Below are 19,888 nucleotides of genomic sequence, written 5' to 3'. Positions count from 1 at the left end.
AAATTCAAATTAAAAATTTAAAAACAGTTAATGGACGTACATAAAATTAAAACCTTAGGCGAATTAAAAGACAGCAGCTACAAACCAAGGTCTATTAAAGAAGAACTGCGTGAAAATCTGATCAAAAAAATAAGTAAAAAAGAAATAACGTTCCCCGGAATTATTGGATATGAAGATTCGGTAATTCCAGACACCGAACGGGCATTGCTATCAAGGCATAACATTTTGTTTTTAGGGTTACGCGGACAAGCTAAAACCCGCATGGCAAGGCAAATGACAGACTTGCTAGACGAGTACATTCCAATTGTTCAGGGTAGCGAGGTAAATGATGATCCTTTTAAACCATTGAGTAAATATGCCAAAGATTTAGTAGAAGTAAAAGGCGATGATACACCAATCGAATGGCTCCACAGGAGTAGACGCTATGGAGAAAAATTAGCTACGCCCGACGTTAGCGTTGCTGATTTAATTGGCGATATTGATCCCATAAAAGCCGCCAATTTAAAATTAAGCTATGCAGACGAAAGAGTAATTCACTATGGTATTATACCACGGAGTAACCGTAGCATTTTTGTAATAAATGAATTGCCGGATTTGCAGGCACGCATCCAGGTTTCTCTGTTTAATATTTTGGAAGAAGGCGATTTACAAATAAGAGGTTTTAAATTACGATTGCCACTGGATATTATGTTTGTGTTTACAGCTAACCCCGAAGACTACACGAACCGTGGCGCTATTGTAACACCTTTAAAAGACAGGATAGAAAGCCAGATACTTACACATTACCCAATCACCATGGAGAGTTCCCTTTCGATTACCGAACAAGAAGCGGGAATTCATGAAGATCAGTTAAAAAGAATCCAGGTAAGTGATTTGGTAAAAAGATTAATAGAACAGGTCTCGTTTGAAGCACGAGGCAGTGAGTACGTTGATAAAAAAAGTGGTGTGTCTGCAAGACTTACAATTGCCGCGTATGAAAATGCAGTCAGTTCAGCAGAACGCAGAGCCATCATGAACAAAGAAAAGGAAACACAGGTTTGGATTAGTGATCTTGTTGGTATTATTCCTTCCATAACGGGAAAAATAGAACTGGTATACGAAGGCGAACAGGAAGGCCCATACCAGGTTGCCTACAACTTAATGGAGAAAGCTATCCGCACACAATTTGCTGCCTTCTTCCCCAACCCTGAAACATTTAAGAAACGAAGAACCAAGGAAAGTGGGGTGGATGAAAATCCATACAAAGCTATTACCCGGTGGTTTGATTCCGGCAATCATTTAAATCTTTTCTTTGGTGTAAAAGATGAAGAAAAAATTCAATTGCTCTATAAAGTAGATGGCTTGTATGGAATGGTAAAAAAACATTTTCCTGCAGCAAATGCCAAGGAAAATGCATTGCTGATGGAATTTGTTTTGCATGGCCTTTCTTCTTATTCATTAATAAGTAAAAAAGTGGTTGAAGGGAAAATAGAATTTAAAGATCTGATGGGAAGTATGCTTAACATGAGCCCGCAATCTTTCAGGGATGAAGAACTGGACGAAGATGATTTTAAATAATAAGAAAGCCGGAGTAACATCCGGTTTTTTTATAGAAGAAATAATTGTAGCACTTATATCAATCAGGCAAATCAAATTATATTCACTTCTCTTTCTAACGTTATTCCAAATTCATTATAAACCGTTTTTGCTATTTCTTCACTAAGGTTTAAAATTTCAGAACCCTTTGCATTGCCATAATTTACCAACACCAAAGCCTGTTTATCATAACAACCGACGTCTCCATTTCTGTACCCCTTCCACCCACATTTTTCTATAAGCCAGCCCGCCGGAATTTTAAATCTGTTATCGGCTATTTTATAAGATGGCATTGCAGGCTCAACTAATAAAAGGCTTTCTAATCGTTGACTATTAATTTCAGGATTCTTAAAAAAACTCCCTGCATTTCCTATAAGTTTTGGATCGGGCAATTTGGAGGTGCGAATATTAATAACTGCATCAGATATAGCTTTTATACTTAATTTTTCTACATGCATTTTCTTCAGTTCGTCTTCAATGGCGCCATAGGAAATGTTATAATGCGGCATTTTATTTAACCTGAAAGTAACATCCAAAATAACAAATTGATCTTTATACTTCTTTTTAAAAACGCTTTCTCTATATCCAAATTCGCAATCATTCAAAGTAAAAGTTACTATCCTGTTTTCAAAAACATGATAGGCCTCTAACGAGAAAAAAACATCTTTTATCTCTACACCATATGCACCAATATTCTGCATCGGTGAGGCGCCAACGTTGCCCGGAATTAAGGAAAGATTTTCAACACCGGCAAAATTCTTATGAATGCAATACAATACAAACTGGTGCCAGTTTACACCGGCACCCACCTTTACATAAACATACTTTTCTTCTTCATGAATTATTTTGATTCCATCTATCTCATTTTTTAAGACGAGGCCATCAAAATTTTTTGTAAAAAGAATATTGCTGCCACCACCTAAAAAAAATTTAGGGTCATTTTTATATTCATCTAATTGAAGCAGGTTTTGTAAATCATCCACAGCATTAAATGCCGCGAAATATTTTGCCTGGGCATCAATACCAAATGTATTGTATTTTTTAAGCGGGATATTTTTTAAAATTTCCATGAGCAAAATTGATCAAAATTAAAAAAGCCACTTATACCGGGTCAACATCGGGGACTAACACAATGCTTCTAAATCTTTTTTCAGCTTTTAAAAGATCGATACAGTTATTAATAACTTTTTTTTGAACTTGAATATGCGTAGCATCTTTCGAAAGCTTAATTAAAATTTCCATCAGGTACATGCTGCGAACACGGTTAATAACAGGAGCAGCGGGTCCTACTAAATTTTCGAAATCGCGTTTCAATAAATTACCGAGAACTTCGGCAGCATCCTGCACCGTCTCTTTAATTTTATGTTTTAAAGTTAACCTGATGAGCCTGCTATATGGCGGATAAAAAAATTGCTTTCTCATTGCAATTTCATTTTCATAAAATTTTTCATAATCATGCTCCTGCAAGAATAATAATACCGGGTGATTAATTTTAGAGGCCTGGATAAGAACAAGTCCTTGCTCTGTTTTTCGTCCGGCCCTCCCACTTACTTGTTCCATTAATTGAAATGCCCGTTCGTTCACCCTGAAGTCTGCAAAGCTCAACAAGCCATCCGCATCTAAAATGCCAACAAGGCTCACCTTTTCAAAATCCAACCCTTTAACAACCATTTGTGTCCCAACAAGAATATCCAGGCGATGTTGCTCAAATAATTTTATCAGCGTATCATGTGCATTTTTTCCTTTCACGGCATCTACGTCCATACGTGCTATCCTGTTATTTGGAAAATCATCGGTTATTTCTTCTTCGATCTTTTCTGTACCAAAATTTTTTTCAATCCAGTTAACGGAACCGCATGCCGGGCAAGCGATAAGTTTTGGATACGTATTACCGCAATAGTGGCAATGCAATTTATTTGAAAATTTATGAAGCGTGAGCGTTACATCACAATTCTCACATCTCGGAATAAATCCGCAGGTGCCACAAATTAAAAAAGGAGCATAGCCTCTCCTGTTTTGAAAGAGAATTACTTGCCGGTCGTTGCCTAAAGCAGTCTCCATCGCTGCCTTTAGCTGTGGAGAAATCATTACTTTGCCTTTTTTGGAAGCGGCAACCGTTCTTGTATCTATAATTTTTATTTCAGGCAATTTTATACCACCATACCGTTCGTTGAGACGTACCAATGCATATTTATTTTTCACAGCGTTATAATAGCTTTCAACGGAAGGAGTTGCGCTTCCCATTAAGACTTTGGCTTTAAAAATTGAGGCGTAGAAAACTGCCGTATCACGTGCATTATATTTTGGCGCTGGTTCCTGTTGTTTAAAGGAAGGATCATGTTCTTCGTCAATAACAATAAGCCCCAGGTTTTTAAAAGGCAGAAAAAGAGCGCTTCTTGCTCCCAGGATTATCTTTAACTCGCCTGTTTTTATTTTATTCCAAAGCTCAACTCTTTCATTGTTATTAAATTTGGAATGATAGATGGCGATATTTCCTCCAAAATTAATTTGCAGCCTTCGTATAATCTGTGCCGTTAGTGTAATCTCGGGAAGAAGATACAGCACTTGCTTTCCTTCCTCAATAAATTTTTCTATTTGCTTAATGTAGAGTTGTGTTTTACCGCTGCTGGTAATTCCATGTACAAGGCAAACATCTTTTTTAGTAAACGCAGCATCTATTTCATTTAGGGCCTTTTTTTGTGACTCACTTAATTCAAATTTTATATCACTTTTTTTTGGAAGGCTTTTCAGCCTGTCGACACTTCTCCTTTCAATAAACAAAACATTTTTATCGGTAAGTCCTTTCAATTGCGCAACAGATGCACCTGACTTTTTCAAGAGTTCTGTTTGAGAAACTTCTCCTTGTGTTTTCATGAAATGAAGAAAACTTAGCAGTAATTCCATTTGCTTAGGAGCTCTCGAGTTATTCAATAATTCATTTAGCTTTTCATCATTGTCGTATTCAGGATTTAGAATAATATAATTCTCCTTTTTTTCTTTGTATGTATTGTTGAATGCTTCCCATGCGTAACATACTTTTTTTTCTATCAGCCTTTTGATTAATGGATATACATGAATAATATCTGCCACCATTTGAACTTCCGATAGTCTCAACTCCCTTTTTATGAGCAAAGCCTCAGCTACAAGATATTCTTCGTTATCCAGCTCGGAAAAATCATCGCCGTATTCATCATTATAAATTAAGATGGTTTCGCTGCTTAATTTTAGATGCGTTGGCAACGCGGCAGCCATTACTTCACCTTCGCTGCACATATAGTAATCACTTATCCATTTCCAAAGATCAAGTTGCTGCTGGTAAACAATCGGTTCATCATCAATAATATTTAAAATGTCTTTAGTTTCGAAGGATGGCTTCACGTCACTTACAGACTTTATTATGCCAGCATATTTTTTATTCTTTCCAAACACTACTTCGGTGCGACAACCAATTTTGATTTTTTCTTGCAGATTTGATGGAACGGAATATGTGTAGGTTTTTGGAATGGCAAGAGGAAGAATCACTTCGATCCATTGTTTCGCTTTCATGCCGCCGTCAAATAAATTCTGCTCCTGCAAATTTTCATTTATCATTTACACAAATATAAATTCAAACCCGTAAAGCAAATTCTATTTGATCCAACTCGCATCATAGCGTTTTAAACCTTCTTCCATTTGAAGGAAGATTTTATCTTTAAGCGATGCCACATCATTTGCAGTCAGGCCCTCTGTAGACGTTTCAGAAAGGTATACCGCCCTGCATCGTCCGGGATTCAATGAAAAAATACTCTTGTAGTTAAGACGATCATAAGTATCTAAAAATAATATGGGCTTTATAGGTGTCTGGGTTTGTATTGCTATTTTAAAAGCGCCATCATAAAAGTTTTTTAACGGTTGATTTGTCATATTAAAAGTTCCTTCGGGGCAGATAAAAACTGAAATCTTTTTGTTCAAAAAATAGATCAGATTTTTTATGCTCTGCAATCTCTTTCCGGCGTTCTCCCTATCAACCAAAACTGCACCTTTTTTGTAAATAGATCCGAAGATGGGAATTTTTGTCATTTCTGATTTTCCTAAAATGCGAACATGTTGTCGCCTGATCGCTTTCATCATCATAGGAATATCAAGGTAGGAAATATGATTGCTCACAAAAATGTATTGTTTATTCCTATCATGTTTTTCTTCATAAATATTCATATGTCTTATACCTGTTGTGAAAAAAAAAGCATCTCCCCAGAAGCGACAGACCTTGTATAATATATTGCCTCCCTTTATTTCATCAAACAAAAAACTATATAAAAAAAAAGGAAGTAAGAAAAACATTAAAGCCACGAAAACCAAAAACCCGTAAATACTAAAAAGAAAACGGAATATCTTATTTAACTTACTCACATTAAAAGGTTTAACCAGGTAAAATGAATGGAAATATACACCACTAAAAGCCCAAAATTTATTACTCAAAAGACGAAATTTAACCTAAAATCTCAAAAAACCACCTTCCTCGGGATTTTAATAGGAAATTTTATCGATAATTCCCTTACATTTGCACTCCAAAAATTTGGAATTTATGTTTGCAGTAGTAAAAATAGCCGGACAACAATTTAAAGTTCAACCAGGCCAAAACTTATACGTACCTCATTTAACCGGTAAATCAGGAGACAAAGTTGAGTTTTCTGATGTTCTATTACACGATGATGCAGGAAAAATTTCGGTTGGTGGAGATGCGAAAGTTACGGTAAAAGCGGAAATAGTAAATGATCTTATTAAAGGCGAAAAAGTTATTGCCTTTAAAATGAAAAGAAGAAAAGGATTTAGAAAAAAGCATGGTCACCGTACCCAATACACGCAAATAAAAGTTACTGACATAGCATAATAAAAATTATGCTAACAATAGATGATATCAATTTTCATGGTATCATTTTAAAAAATAATAATTTTTAATTTTAAAATCATGGCACATAAAAAAGGTGAAGGCTCGGTTAAGAATGGCCGCGATTCGCAAAGCAAAAGATTAGGTGTAAAAATTTTCGGTGGCCAGGCAGCTACCTCAGGAAATATTATTTTACGTCAACGTGGTACCGTTTATCATCCAGGTAAAAATGTTGGTCTTGGAAAAGATTTTACCATCTTTGCAACAACAGATGGCGTTGTTGAATTCAGAAAAACGAAAGGCGATAAGACCTTCGTTTCAGTAAATGCAGTTGAGGCTACACCATAAATTTTATAAATAATTTTTGGCAGTTAAAAAAATGTTTTTATTTTTAGTTTTTATTTACTAACAATTAAATTCTAAAAACATGGCAACAGCAAAGAAAGCTGCTAAAAAAGCTGCTCCTAAAAAAGCTGCTAAAAAAGCTGCTCCTAAAAAAGCTGCTAAAAAAGCTGCTCCTAAAAAGGCTGCTAAAAAAGCTGCTCCTAAAAAGAAGTAATCATTTAACTTCTAAAATTAATATCACTAAAGTCCCGGAAGTCCGGGACTTTTTGTTTTATGAAACTTAAGGTGGCAAAGAGTTTCAGGGCAATTGCAATTTGAGCTAAAAAATATAAGCCTGATTTTATTTAAATTTAATGAATGGACAATTATGAAATAGCAAAGCATTTTTCATTGCTTTCGAAATTGATGGAAATTCATGGAGAGAATAGTTTTAAATCGAAAACTTATTCCATTGCGGCATATAAAATAGAGCAACTAACGGTGGAGCTACACACGCTTTCCGCCGAAAATATTTTTTTAGTAAATGGCATCGGGGAGGCAATTGGAAGGAAAATTCTTGAATTAGCAGCCACCGGAAAAATAAAAATACTTGATGAATTACTTTCAAAAACGCCGGAAGGAATTCTTGAAATGATGAAGATTAAAGGTATTGGTCCAAAAAAAATTTCTACGATATGGAAAGAGATGAATGTAGAAAATATGGGCGAACTTTTATATGCCTGCAATGAAAACCGTTTATCTCTTTTAAAAGGCTTTGGAAAAAAAACCCAGGATAACGTAATTGAATCTATTGAATTTTTTCTGAAACAAAAAGGTCATTACTTATATGCACAGGTAGAATCGGCCGCGCTGGATATGCAACAATTATTTTGCAAAATTTTCGATTGCGGGAAAGTAAAAATTGCGGGATCGTTTGCAAGACAAAATGAAACTGTTGACGAACTCGAATTTGTTGTTCCGCTTTCAAAAGATATGATTTTAGAAAAAGCAGGAGTCGTTCCTGAACTTTATTTTCTTGAAAATACCGATGAATATGTTTTATATAAATACAATGAGGGAATTAACGTAAAACTTCATATCGCAAATGAAGCTGATTTAATACAACGAGTTTTCGAAATAACCAATACCACAGAATTTAATAAATCCTTTTATGAGATGTTCCCGAAGTTGGAATTCCAAAATTTACAAACTGAGGAAGAAGTATTTAAGAGAGCCGGACTGCAATATATTCCCCCTTACTTAAGGGAATCCGGAAACATACTGGAAGCCGCGAGGGAAAAAAAGATCCCGGAATTAATTCAGCCAGCAGATATAAAAGGCATCATACACTGCCACAGCAACTGGAGCGATGGTTCTAATACACTCGATGAACTGGCAGCCGCCTGTGTGCAAGAAGGGTATGAATATCTTGTAATTAGTGACCACAGTAAATCAGCCTTTTATGCGCAAGGACTTAACGAAGGAAAAATAAAAGCCCAGCATCAATTCATTGAGGAGCTTAATTCAAAATTGGCTCCTTTCAAAATATTTAAAAGTATTGAAAGCGATATCTTAAACGATGGTAATCTCGACTACAGCAATGCAATCCTTTCAACTTTTGATCTTGTAATTGCTTCCGTTCATTCCAACTTAAAAATGAATGAAGAAAAAGCGATGTTGCGATTGATGAATGCAATTGAAAATCCCTACACAACCATTCTTGGGCACATGACGGGGCGATTATTGTTAAGTCGAAAAGGGTATCCGGTAGATCATAAAAAAATTATCGACGCATGCGCCATACATAATGTGGCTATTGAAATAAATGCTAATCCCAGCAGGCTCGACGTTAGTTGGAAATGGCTGGACTATGCGAAGGCAAAAAATGTATTGGTCTCTATTAACCCCGACGCTCATGCTATTGAACAGTTTTCGAATACCCGTTATGGTGTGTTAGTCGCACAAAAAGGAATGATTACAGCCAAAGATAATTTGAGCAGCTTCGGCTTAAGTGAATTTGAAACCTTCCTTAAAAAAAACAAGGAGAAAAAAGAGCGTATTTAATCAGGAATCTGCAATGGGAAGCTCAACATAAAATATCGTCCAGCTTTTGCCATCGGTTTCAAACCAGATTTTTCCATTTAGTTTTTCAATTATTCCCTTACACATGGCAAGCCCAAGACCGGTACCAGATGTTTTGGTTGTAAAGTTTGGAATAAAAATTTTGCTGTACATTTCTGCGGGTATGCCATTCCCGTTATCTTTTACTGAAACTAAAACATTTTTTTCTGTGAGCTGGCTTTTAATTGCAATTATTGCTTTTCTTGATTCCGGAACTGATTGCACTGCATTTTGAAGAAGATTCGTAAACAGCCTGTTGATCTGCGTTTTATCGGCCTCAACCATAATTTCATGATGATATAGGTTAGTCTCGATTTCAAGTTTTTCATTTGCTGAATAAAGCGAAGCGACATTAATAAGAGTGCGGTTTATATCAAATAACTGATTTTTAGCATTACCTAGATTTGCAAACTGCGCAAAGTCGCTGGCAATCTTCGACAAGTGTTCTATTTGTTCCAGCAGGATATTGGACACGTATAACGATATCTTTTTAACACCCGGCGAATTGTTATCAATTGCCATTTGGAGGTACTGCAAATTAAGCTTCATAGGTGTCAGCGGATTTTTAATTTCATGGGCTACCTGTCTTGCCATTTCACGCCACGCTCCCTCTCTTTCACTTTTCGCCAAAAGCTGTGCACTCACATCTAATTTTCTTACCATCTTATTATATTCATTAACCAATTCACCAATTTCATCTTTACGGTTCCAGACTATTTCTTCATTTGTCTTTTCAAGATTTACTTCTTTCATCTTGTTGCTTATAAGAGAAAAAGACCGGGTAATTCTATTGGTGATGAACACTGCAATTATACCAGCTATAAGAAAAATAAATGCATTGAGGTTAATTATCGTAACCAGGAAATTTGAAATTTCATCCTGCAGATTACTCTGCGATTCGAAATACGGAATATTAAGATAAGCATATTCTTTACCGGTTTCGTCTCTAACGGGTACATAGTTACTGAGATATTCCAGACTTCCTATTAATTGTTCCTGCGAATACTGAACATCCTGTAATTTATTCAAATGAAAAAAAGCAACAGGGTCCATTTTTTTACTTACTATCCCCTTTTTGTACGGCAACGGTAATGATGAAATTTTGAGGTCTCCGTTAAGATCGTAAAGATTAATATCTGCATCGTGAATACTGGCCACCCTGTTGATAGTTTCATCTAACTTTTCATCAGAAACAGAATCAAACTCCATTAACTGGGTATTGCCCGTTGACATTGTATCAATGGAATTTCGGATTTCATTTTCCATTACGTGAATGGTGCGGCTAAGTTTTTCGCGATTGTTACTATGATAGCGGCTTATAAAAAAAAGTATTGTCGTAACCCCAATTACCAAAAAAGAAAAAATACTTATGATGATAATAGTGCCATGCACCTGGTTACGAATAGTAAATTGCCAGAACGATTTGAAATTAAATGATCCTATCTTACTACCTAGTAATTTATTTAGAAAATTAAATAGAATTGTAATAACCAAAAAGGAGCAAAATAGATATGCAAATAAAGTGATCGCTTCTATAAAAAGATTATTCTGCCGGGCAATCACAATTATCTTATCCTCATTAGCTCTGTACCACAATTCTTCATATCCATTCCTGTTTACTATTCTAAAGTCGTTATAAGTAAAAGACGAAGGGTCGACTGTGGTTGGAAAAGGGTAGTCATTATTACTGTTGCTAAGTTGATTGTCATTATAAATTGCAAAAGCATATATTGATGAACTCTCTATTGAATTCGTACTACCCTTGGAAAAAAGCTCGGGGTATAAAGCATCGCTTTTATATTTTTTGGGAGTTGAAACAATAAAAATATATCCTTTTGTGTGTCCTGAAGAATCAACAAAGTCTTTTTTAGTAATGTAGTTAAAACGATCATATGATATGTCGTAATAGTATAGATCTGGTATTCCTGTTTTCTTTCCCTGTGTTTGAATGATAGCATTTAACGAATTAAAATTGGTGGAATCCTGGTTAAAAAGTGGTGCCTCATTTTCATCAAAAGTATAGATGCGGGTATCATAATTATTTATATACCCCGAAAAATTCTCGTTAATGAGGCTATCTTTTAAATACCTGTTATCGTAGGGACTTTTAAACCTCTCGAAAATGCCTTGTAATGCCTGATTATTGAAATCATTTAGCATAACGTTTATGATCTTCTCGCCGGTAGGGTCCGCCCTCATCGCAATATTTTCGGCAAAGGTTTTTCGCTGATCCAATTCTTTCTTCCTGTTCTGAACGACTATTGCTGCTGTAATTGAAATAGAAAAGAAAAAAAGCCAGAAAATAAATCGGGTCGATATTAAATTATAGGCATCTATGGCAAGAAATACCTTGTTCAGAAGGAACACAAATAATAAAAGCCAGCCCAGCAGATAAAGATTGAATGTTACGTGGGGTGAATGAAAACTGAATGTTAGAAAAATCAAACCAATTAACGCTATAGACACGTACAAAACAAACAAGTTAGGCTGCACTATTTTTTTTATCGGTTGCAAAAGTATCTGGATGAGAAAGAAGTAACCGGTTGCAATGCAACTAAGTACTATAAATCCAATTACACTGTAAATATTATTGATAGTAAAAAAATTGATTACATCAAATGATATAAGAGAATCAGATACCAGGCTCCTTACGATATTGCCACAAACAATTGTTATGATTATCATTAAAAGAGAAATGAAGCCAATGGCCGCATATCGTTTAAATGTGGAATTAAAATTTATTCCGGCTGGTTCAAATTTATAATGCGACCGGATGAAAAGTACAACCCAAATAAATAGCAAAGAGTTTATAAATAAGTCGCCAAGGGAGTGGAATATAAAACCCGAACCATAGATTTGAGGATTAAATAACTCAAGTTGCTTAAAGTTTAAGGGAATAGGTAAAAAATAACTTAATACTCTAAGGAAACTGATAGATGCGATGAGCACGAGGAACGAAGGCAAAAACCCTTTCTTCTCAAAATAAAACCTGGCAAGTTTTTGAATGAAAAAAAGAATCAATATACCTGCCAGGATTCTTATCCAGATAGAAACTATATTATCCTGCGTGGAAATATTAACCTTTACCTGCTCCAAATAAAATAGTTTTTCGCCGTTAATACCCTTAACTGCGGTGCGGGTTGGCGAAACACTTATATCATAATTATTCTCTGCATTATCAACCGCCACAAACGAGTTTTGGAGATACTTATTTTCGATATAATAATTCCACTTAACGGGTATAAGCGAAATCATTTCATAAAGCAATCCATTAGAATTTTCAAAGGATTTTTTACTGATGACGTACCAGCCATTTATAAGTTCCTGAAAATAATTTCCGTCGGGTTTATCGAGCACAGTCGAATCGGGTAAAATAATTTGGGTATTCCAAAATATTGGGTGAGGCTCCGCAAAAGGCGCAATCCGGTAAATAAAAAAGAAATAGTCTTTCCCAACAAAATTGTCCAATTCTTTCTCGTCGTAAGAACGATTGATTATCTTATTTATTAAGGCTGTGTTATTGAAAGAATTTTTACTTTTTCTTTGGTTGACCTGGATATTTCTTTGAATACTGTTTTGAACTGCTCCAATGGTAGCAGTTCCACTCCAGTAATTATCTATTATAAATGAAATCGTAAACAACCACGCCGATGCGAGCAGGAGATATCCATTTCTCCCAAAAAATGTAGCGGTGTTTTTGTTTACTGTGTTATTCACTGTTTTTCTTTCTTTATTTCGTCCCACAGGGCATCCATTTCTTTCAAAGTCATATTGCTTAAATTATGTCCTTTTCCTGCAGCAGTTTCCTCCATTTTTGTAAAACGTTTGATAAATTTTTTATTAGTAATTTCCAATGCATTTTCAGCATCAACATTTAAAAATCTAACATAATTTATTACAGAAAAGAAAAGATCGCCGGCTTCTTCCTCAATATCCGCATCATTACCAGAATTTACCGCATCGAGCAATTCCGCTTTTTCTTCTTCTATCTTATCCCAAACCTGTTCTTTGGTTTCCCACTCAAAGCCCACCTGCTTTGCTTTTTCCTGCAGGCGCATGGCTTTCACCATCGCCGGCAACGATTTGGGTACACCACTTAAAACTGATTTTTTCCCTTCGCTCAATTTTATCTGTTCCCAGTTCTTCTTAACGTCTTCGTCGTCTCTTACAATTACGTTTCCGTAAATATGCGGATGACGTTTAATTAATTTTTCACATATGGCATCAATAACTTCCTGCAGGGAAAATTGTTTTTGTTCCTGTGCAATTTTTGAATAAAAAATAATATGTAATAACAGATCGCCCAATTCCTCCTTAATGCCGCTCCAGTCTTTATCAGTTATCGCGTCAGCCAATTCGAAAGTCTCTTCAATTGTTTGCTGCCGAAGTGTGTGGATGGTTTGCTTTTTATCCCAGGGACATTTTTCACGAAGCTCATCCATGATCTTTATTAATGGAGTAATATCAGTGTGCGGATTCATCAGGAAATTTTAAACTTGAAAAATTGAGACAAAAAAGAAAAGCAAAAACAAGACAATACTCAATACAAAAAACGACAATAAAAACATAAAATATTTCACGATAGTTTTAGCTCTTTTTTGCCCGTAAAAGTTACGCATTGCTTTATATAAATAAAACAAGGTAATTAAAGACAATAACGCATTAAGGATATTCATCCAATCCCAGTTAGTATATGTTTCTATTTTAGAAATTATAAGACTTAGCAGCATTATTATAAATACGAAAACATAAAAATGTATTGTAAAGATTGCATGGCTTACATAATAAAACTTTTTTCTCCTTACATATAATAATTTAAAAAATAAAGCGGCAAAGGGCAAAGAAATAAAAAGCATCTGGGGAAAATGGTGCATTAAACCTTCCATAACAGCACCGGTTGCGTCTTTTTGTCTGCCACGGTATTTTTGATTAATCTCTATTCCTTTATATACAAATTGCCGTACAAGCCAGTTATCCTTTCTCGCACCTGACTTTAATAGTGAATCGTACTGCCCCCGGGTCTTATAAGCGGTACCAAAAAAATTAATAGGTGATTGACTGATACTATCCATAAAATGCTTCAAACCATCTCTTGTCATGGGAGAACCATGATTTAACACTTTAGTAAATGAATTAAAATCTTCCTGCGATAATTGGTTTATCTGTTTAAACGTTTTTCCGTTTACGACCGTGTCGGCAATAAGTCCATTCTTATTTACATTTAGTGTCGAAAAAAACACAAGAAAAAAAACAAATGATGTAAAAAGATACATTCTTATCGGGTTAAGATAACCTGATCTTTTTCCATTCATATATTCCTTAGACAAAAAACCTGGCTTAAATAAAAGGTCTTTTAACGAGGAAAAAAATTTCCCGTCAAAATGTGTAACGTCACTGAAGAAATGAGATAATAGGTGCCAAAAAGACTCCTGAGGTTCTATATTTTCCTGCCCGCAAACATGGCAATATTTTCCAATAACGGTCGTTCCACAATTAAGGCAGTTTTTTTCTTTACGTTGGGGAAGATGTGACACTCGTATTTGCTTAATAAATTATGGTTAAAAATAACAAACTAAATTTGCATGCAGAATTATTCTGTATTTTACATTAATGAAGAGCACCCAACTAAACCAATCCAAATTTTCCTATAAAATGATAAAAAGATCTGCAATTTTTTACCCTGTATTATTGCTGTTAACCTGTATGTTTTCGATTTCTGCAGATGGCCAGTATTATTATAAAGACATCTGGAATAACCAGCAGTTAGTTAAAGAATTCAACCTCCTGAAAAATGCTAATCTAAAAACAATAAAAATCAAAAGTTTTGAAGATGATGGTGAACCAAGTGAAGGTTTCTTCTGTGAAAAAAAAATAAATAAGAATTATACACAGTCGCAGATGATTTCAAAATCGAATGTAACTGGCCAATCATTAATAGTTTCCGATTATAACGCTAACGGGCAACCGGTTAAAACCACAGATGATACTCCCACAAGCACGAGCATTACAGAATATGAATACAATCAAAATGGCCAACTCCAGGCAGTACGAACGATAACAAAAGGTGATGATGATTCTGAAAAGATCACGGAAACCCACGAGTATTTTTATGACGATAAAGGTCATCCGGCAAAAATGCTGCGGAAAAAAGGAGAAATACTTATTTCAACCATCCATTTTGTCAGTGATTCCAGCGGAAATATTATCGAAGAAGATGTAGAGGGCAATAGTGCCACCGATAAAAAATTTTACTATTATTATGATGATAAAAACCGGCTTACTGACGTTGTCCATTATAATGAAAGAGCGCAACGGCTGTTGCCGAATTACATGTATGAGTACAATACTCTTAACGAGCCGAGACAAATGATTTCAACAGAGGAAGGAGGAAACAACTATTTTATATGGAAGTATACTTATAACGATCAAAATCTTCGCGAAACAGAAAAATGTTTTTCAAAAGCAAGAAGATTATTAGGAACTATACAATATGAATACAAACAGTAGTAGTGAGATTTTAGTTTAGATTCTGTAACCCGGTAAGTTTCAGTGTAGGCCATAGCAAACTTAACTCTCGATAAAAATGGACCCTGACTCATTATTTATCAAAGTTAACGCTTAGTTAAACTGGTATATTAACATAAATGACAGTTACCCGGAAGGATTTATGCACGTCTAATAATTAAAAACTACCAACGATGAAAAAAATATACATATACCTTTCTGTGGTGTCGATAGTGATACTTGCATCATGCACCATCACCAATTATCCCCAAAGTTATACTTCCGATCAACAGGATATAACTTACCAGCAATTTTATGATAATCTGAGCCCTTATGGTCAATGGGTTAACTATCGTAATTACGGTTACGTATGGGTACCTGATGAAATGGGTTTCAGGCCATATTATAATAATGGCCATTGGGTTTATACCGATTTTGGATGGACCTGGGTATCAAACTATAGCTGGGGCTGGGCTCCTTTTCACTATGGCCGCTGGACGTATGATTATGCTTACGGTTGGATGTGGATCCCGGGGTACCAGTGGGCGCCGGCATGGGTTTCATGGAGAAGCGGCGGAGACTACTACGGATGGGCGCCGCTTGGGCCAGACGTTGATATTAATGACAACTATGGCTCAAATATTCCCTACGATTATTGGTCGTTTGTGCCTTGCCGTTATATAACCAGCCCACGCATAAATAACTATTATGTGAACAGGCAACAAAATATCACCATCATAAATAATACGACCATTATCAACAACACACGGGTAATTAATAATAACAACAGGTATATCACAGGCCCATCTGCCGATGACGCAGAGAGAAATACCCGGGAAAAAATAAGACCGGTAAAAATTGAACAAAGAAACAGGGCGGGTGGCACAGAAGTTACCGGCAACAGAATAACAATGTACAGGCCGGGCGTAAAAGAATCACCACAACAAAATCAAAACTGGAAACCCTCTAAAATTGGCAACCTGGACGAAGTAAAGGCCCGCCATGACAGAGACAATACACAACCTGTGAGAGACGATTCGCGGAAAGAATTAAATCCCACTGACAGGATTCGGCCGGGGAATGATAATTATAAAAATAACCAACCGCCCGTTATGCCACGGAGGGAAATTACACAGCCACAAAGCCCGAATAACAATAATCAAACAGATCAGCCCAATCCTCCGAACATTAAAAAGGACAATACATCGCCCGATAACGAAAGACTGAATCGCGAAAAAGATAATCAACAGCGCAACGAAAAAAACAATAGCAATTCACCTGTTGATAACCCACAGCTAAAACCACAAAATACAGACAGGAAAAATGATCAGCCTAATACAAGAGAGTTTCAAAATAATAATGATAAGCCGCAACCAAAACCAGAAAATACGGACAGGAAAAATGATCAGCCTAATGCAAGAGGGTTTCAAAATAATAATGACAAGCCGCAACCACCCGTGCAAAATAATCCGCCTGCAAAAGATCGCAATACAAATCAGCCAAACAACAATAGTAACCCCATAATTAAGCCGGTGATAAAACCCCAGTTTAATAATGTGAGACCACAAAATAATACACAACAACAGGAACAAAAAGATAAGCCGGCGAACCAGCCCCGTCTAAACAACCGGGCACCGGTAATCAGAAATATAAAGCCGGCTGATACAAAGCAACCCGGACAAGATCCTAATCAACAAAAGGACAAAAAGATTAACTAAAAAATTAAGCGTTAAAAAATATAACCAAAAATTTAAAAAACAAAGCGGCCGCAAGCCGCTTTTGTTTTGCGGTCCAATAAAAATTCTTATCTTTTTAAAAAATAGATTTCTCAATTTTGTTTCTAAAGAAAAAAATAAATTATGTTTGAATTTTTAAGACAACCCTGGCCATGGTATGTAGCGGGTCCTCTCATTGGCCTCATGGTTCCTTTATTATTACTCCTTGGCAACAAAACTTTTGGAGTCTCTTCATCCCTTCGTCATATATGTGCTGCGTGTTTGCCTTCAAAAATTCCATTTTTTAGTTATGATTGGAAAAAAGAATCCTGGAATTTATTTTTTGTCAGCGGAATATTATCGGGCGGCCTTATTGCGGCATTGCTACTCATGAACGACAAACCTGTTGATGTAAATCCAAAGTTGATTGCGGAGTTTTCAAAATACGGGGTTACCAATTTTCACTCTTTGGTACCAGTGCAACTATTTAACTGGCAACAATTATTTACTTTAAAAGGCTTCATTCTAATGGTGGTGGGTGGCTTCTTTGTAGGCTTTGGAACCCGCTATGCAGGCGGATGCACATCGGGCCATTCCATTATGGGACTGTCCAACTTACAATTTCCATCTTTGGTAGCAACAATATGTTTCATGGCCGGCGGCTTTATAATGGCCAACCTTATTTTACCTTTCATTTTAACGCTTTAAATAATGAGTAATACATCAATTGAAGAAACCGTCGAAACAAATACTGACTTTGAAGTTCGTTCATTAGATGCCATGTGCATTAATGAATCGTCTCTGCAACACCCTTGGTGGTACAATATAAAATACCTTGTCGCGGGTATTTTGTTTGGAATTATACTAGTAAAGTCTGAAGTAATTTCCTGGTTCAGAATCCAGGAAATGTTTCGCCTTGAAAGCTTTCACATGTATGGCGTAATCGGGTCTGCGGTGGTAACGGGAATCATATCAATCTTAATCATAAAAAAATTCAACATAAAAACTATTTATGGTGAAAAAATTAAATTGTATCCGAACAAGTTTAATAAAGGACAAATTTTTGGCGGATTAATTTTTGGCTTCGGTTGGGCGTTAACAGGTGCCTGCCCCGGCCCTTTGTTTGCTCTTATTGGCACAGGTGCATTAGTAATAATTGTTACACTGCTCAGTGCAATAGCAGGAACCTGGGTATATGGTTTATTGAGAGAAAGACTACCTCATTAATTATTTTATGCGCATGTCAATCAGAACAATATTTATATCTATTGTAACTATTTTTTTGATCACTTTTTTAAGTACTCTCCTGCCCTCTTGCAACATAACTTCGGACAAATACACGTCAAACGATTCCACACCTGTAGCGCCATGGTACGGATGGAATAAGTACCAACTAAAACCTGAAGACTCATTGGCCCGGTTAGGACATGATCTTATAGAAAATACATCTTACTATTTTGGCCCGAAGGGGAAAATTGCCGCCATTACAAATGGAATGGAATGTCAGAATTGCCATATACAATCCGGTATCATTCCGTGGGGAAATAATTTTAGTGCCGTGGTTATGTCTTATCCAAGATTTAGTGGTCGCAGCGGAAAAATGATGTCCATTTCACGCAGAGTAAATGATTGCTTTGAAAGAAGTTTAAATGGACTGGCGATAGATACTACCAGCCGTGAAATGCAGGCCATCATCGCTTATATGCATTGGATCGGAGATGATATACCAGCCGGCAAAAAGCCTTTAGGATCAGGAATAATGAAGCTCAAATATCTGGATAGAGCAGCTGACCCGGTTAAAGGAAAAATTGTTTTTCTAAATAACTGTCAGCGTTGCCATGGTGCAAACGGAGAAGGAAAACCCAATCAAAATTCATCAGGATTTATTTATCCTCCTTTATGGGGCGATCATAGCTTTAATACCGGCGCAGGTTTATACCGTATATCCAACTTTGCCGGTTTTGTAAAAAATAATATGCCATTTGAAGAAGCAAGTTATCAGCATCCGAAACTTACTGATGAAGAAGCATGGGATGTGGCTGCATTTGTAAACAGCCAACCCCGGCCTCCAATAAAAAATAAGATAGATTACCCTGACATTTCTAAAAAAGAAATCGATAATCCCATCGGGCCTTACATCGACACGTTTTCTGAATTACAACACAAATACGGGCCCTTTAAACCTATCGAAGAAGCAAGGAAAAAATTAGTAAGCCATTAAAGGTTATTGGTCAACTACTGAATCTTGGACTTGCTTTTTGCCCTCTATTTTGTTTTATTTAAAGTAAAACATATGCTTTCGCTAATTTTGCATGCAAAATATTGTTATGAATAGAATAGAAATGGAAAGAAAGACCGGGGATTTTGGTTTCCAGGCGAAAGATGAAAACGGCAATACATTACATACCGACAGCAGTATTGAAAACGGTGGAAGTAATTATGGCTTTCGCCCCATGCAATTGATATTGGCGGGGTTAGGGAGTTGCAGCGCAATTGACATGGTATCTATTCTAAAAAAACAACGGCAAACAATTGACAATTTTAAAATTAAAATAGCCGGCGAAAGGGAAAAAGAAAAAACACCTTCCCTTTGGGAATCAGTGGAAGTAATATTTGAATTGTATGGAGATATTGATATAGAAAAAGCAAAAAAAGCAGCTGCTTTGTCAATTGAAAAATATTGTTCAGTTGCAGAAACCCTCAGGCGCGGGGGGACGCAAATTAAGTGGGATGTAAAGGTGATTAATACAGAAACAGTGTTGGCATAATAATCTTATAAACA

At 36.1% G+C, this 19,888-nt stretch carries 17 protein-coding genes; 11 read left to right on the top strand and 6 right to left on the bottom strand.

Translation table 11 applies throughout. The features are described 5' to 3' along the window. The first annotated feature begins 30 nt into the window (after window positions 1-30). Window positions 31-1,557: a magnesium chelatase ATPase subunit I gene (locus tag ACO1O5_RS03000; RefSeq protein WP_486268339.1), complete on the top strand. Its 1,527-nt coding sequence runs from the start codon at window positions 31-33 to the stop codon at window positions 1,555-1,557. Between the two features lie 71 nt (window positions 1,558-1,628). Here ACO1O5_RS03000 and murB read toward each other — a convergent pair whose 3' ends face one another. Genes murB through ACO1O5_RS02985 form a run of 3 tightly spaced genes read right to left on the bottom strand, consistent with a single transcriptional unit; the run spans window position 1,629 to window position 6,033 of the window. Then, window positions 1,629-2,645 carry a UDP-N-acetylmuramate dehydrogenase gene (gene murB / locus ACO1O5_RS02995; protein WP_486268337.1) on the bottom strand — a complete coding sequence of 339 codons (1,017 nt, stop codon included), beginning with the start codon at window positions 2,643-2,645 and terminating at the stop codon, window positions 1,629-1,631. Between the two features lie 31 nt (window positions 2,646-2,676). Beyond that, window positions 2,677-5,166 (bottom strand): replication restart helicase PriA, encoded by a 2,490-nt coding sequence (priA, locus tag ACO1O5_RS02990; protein ID WP_486268334.1) that lies wholly within the window; start codon window positions 5,164-5,166, stop codon window positions 2,677-2,679. Window positions 5,167-5,202: 36 nt separating this feature from the next. Then, a complete protein-coding gene (locus tag ACO1O5_RS02985) occupies window positions 5,203-6,033 on the bottom strand; it encodes a lysophospholipid acyltransferase family protein (protein WP_486268332.1) in 831 nt (276 codons plus the stop codon). Window positions 6,034-6,139: 106 nt separating this feature from the next. Here ACO1O5_RS02985 and rplU point away from each other — a divergent pair, with 106 nt between their 5' ends. The 4 genes from rplU to ACO1O5_RS02965 all read left to right on the top strand — a co-directional run bounded on the left by rplU (window position 6,140) and on the right by ACO1O5_RS02965 (window position 8,830). Further along, window positions 6,140-6,445: a 50S ribosomal protein L21 gene (rplU, locus tag ACO1O5_RS02980; protein ID WP_486268330.1), complete on the top strand. Its 306-nt coding sequence runs from the start codon at window positions 6,140-6,142 to the stop codon at window positions 6,443-6,445. Between the two features lie 78 nt (window positions 6,446-6,523). Then, window positions 6,524-6,790 carry a 50S ribosomal protein L27 gene (gene rpmA, locus ACO1O5_RS02975; RefSeq protein ID WP_486268328.1) on the top strand — a complete coding sequence of 89 codons (267 nt, stop codon included), beginning with the start codon at window positions 6,524-6,526 and terminating at the stop codon, window positions 6,788-6,790. Window positions 6,791-6,869: 79 nt separating this feature from the next. After that, window positions 6,870-7,001 (top strand): hypothetical protein, encoded by a 132-nt coding sequence (locus tag ACO1O5_RS02970; RefSeq protein ID WP_262713662.1) that lies wholly within the window; start codon window positions 6,870-6,872, stop codon window positions 6,999-7,001. 143 nt (window positions 7,002-7,144) lie between these two features. Then, complete coding sequence (locus ACO1O5_RS02965) at window positions 7,145-8,830, top strand: helix-hairpin-helix domain-containing protein (protein ID WP_486268326.1); 1,686 nt, start codon at window positions 7,145-7,147, stop codon at window positions 8,828-8,830. On the opposite strand, the gene ACO1O5_RS02960 is transcribed toward ACO1O5_RS02965, so the two are convergent. From ACO1O5_RS02960 to ACO1O5_RS02950, 3 genes are read right to left on the bottom strand one after another with little or no spacing between them, the layout of a single operon-like run. Further along, window positions 8,831-12,631 carry a sensor histidine kinase gene (locus tag ACO1O5_RS02960; protein WP_486268324.1) on the bottom strand — a complete coding sequence of 1,267 codons (3,801 nt, stop codon included), beginning with the start codon at window positions 12,629-12,631 and terminating at the stop codon, window positions 8,831-8,833. It lies immediately after the preceding gene. Beyond that, complete coding sequence (gene mazG / locus ACO1O5_RS02955; RefSeq protein WP_486268322.1) at window positions 12,601-13,368, bottom strand: nucleoside triphosphate pyrophosphohydrolase; 768 nt, start codon at window positions 13,366-13,368, stop codon at window positions 12,601-12,603. The genes ACO1O5_RS02960 and mazG overlap by 31 nt, the downstream gene beginning before the upstream one ends. Before the next feature lie 9 nt (window positions 13,369-13,377). Continuing rightward, the gene (locus tag ACO1O5_RS02950) at window positions 13,378-14,421 is read right to left on the bottom strand and encodes a DUF3667 domain-containing protein (RefSeq protein WP_486268320.1); all 1,044 of its coding nucleotides are present in this window, start codon (window positions 14,419-14,421) and stop codon (window positions 13,378-13,380) included. A gap of 118 nt (window positions 14,422-14,539) precedes the next feature. Here ACO1O5_RS02950 and ACO1O5_RS02945 point away from each other — a divergent pair, with 118 nt between their 5' ends. From ACO1O5_RS02945 to ACO1O5_RS02920, 6 genes are all read left to right on the top strand, one after another. Then, window positions 14,540-15,394 carry a hypothetical protein gene (locus ACO1O5_RS02945; protein ID WP_486268318.1) on the top strand — a complete coding sequence of 285 codons (855 nt, stop codon included), beginning with the start codon at window positions 14,540-14,542 and terminating at the stop codon, window positions 15,392-15,394. A 191-nt stretch (window positions 15,395-15,585) separates the two neighbouring features. Next, the gene (locus ACO1O5_RS02940; RefSeq protein ID WP_486268316.1) at window positions 15,586-17,109 is read left to right on the top strand and encodes a DUF6600 domain-containing protein; all 1,524 of its coding nucleotides are present in this window, start codon (window positions 15,586-15,588) and stop codon (window positions 17,107-17,109) included. 141 nt (window positions 17,110-17,250) lie between these two features. Then, the gene (locus ACO1O5_RS02935) at window positions 17,251-17,814 is read left to right on the top strand and encodes a YeeE/YedE family protein (RefSeq protein ID WP_486268314.1); all 564 of its coding nucleotides are present in this window, start codon (window positions 17,251-17,253) and stop codon (window positions 17,812-17,814) included. Between the two features lie 3 nt (window positions 17,815-17,817). Further along, on the top strand, window positions 17,818-18,333 hold the full coding sequence (locus ACO1O5_RS02930) for a DUF6691 family protein (RefSeq protein ID WP_486268312.1): 516 nt from the start codon (window positions 17,818-17,820) through the stop codon (window positions 18,331-18,333). A gap of 13 nt (window positions 18,334-18,346) precedes the next feature. Then, entirely contained in the window at window positions 18,347-19,327 is a 981-nt protein-coding gene (locus ACO1O5_RS02925) for a c-type cytochrome (RefSeq protein ID WP_486268310.1), read from the top strand. Window positions 19,328-19,433: 106 nt separating this feature from the next. Next, on the top strand, window positions 19,434-19,874 hold the full coding sequence (locus ACO1O5_RS02920) for an OsmC family protein (RefSeq protein ID WP_486268308.1): 441 nt from the start codon (window positions 19,434-19,436) through the stop codon (window positions 19,872-19,874). Window positions 19,875-19,888 lie beyond the last annotated feature (14 nt).

It is taken from the genome of Ginsengibacter sp., from assembly GCF_057362405.1.
Note: the sequence above shows the minus strand (reverse complement) of the source record. Positions and strands in the feature narration are given on the sequence as shown.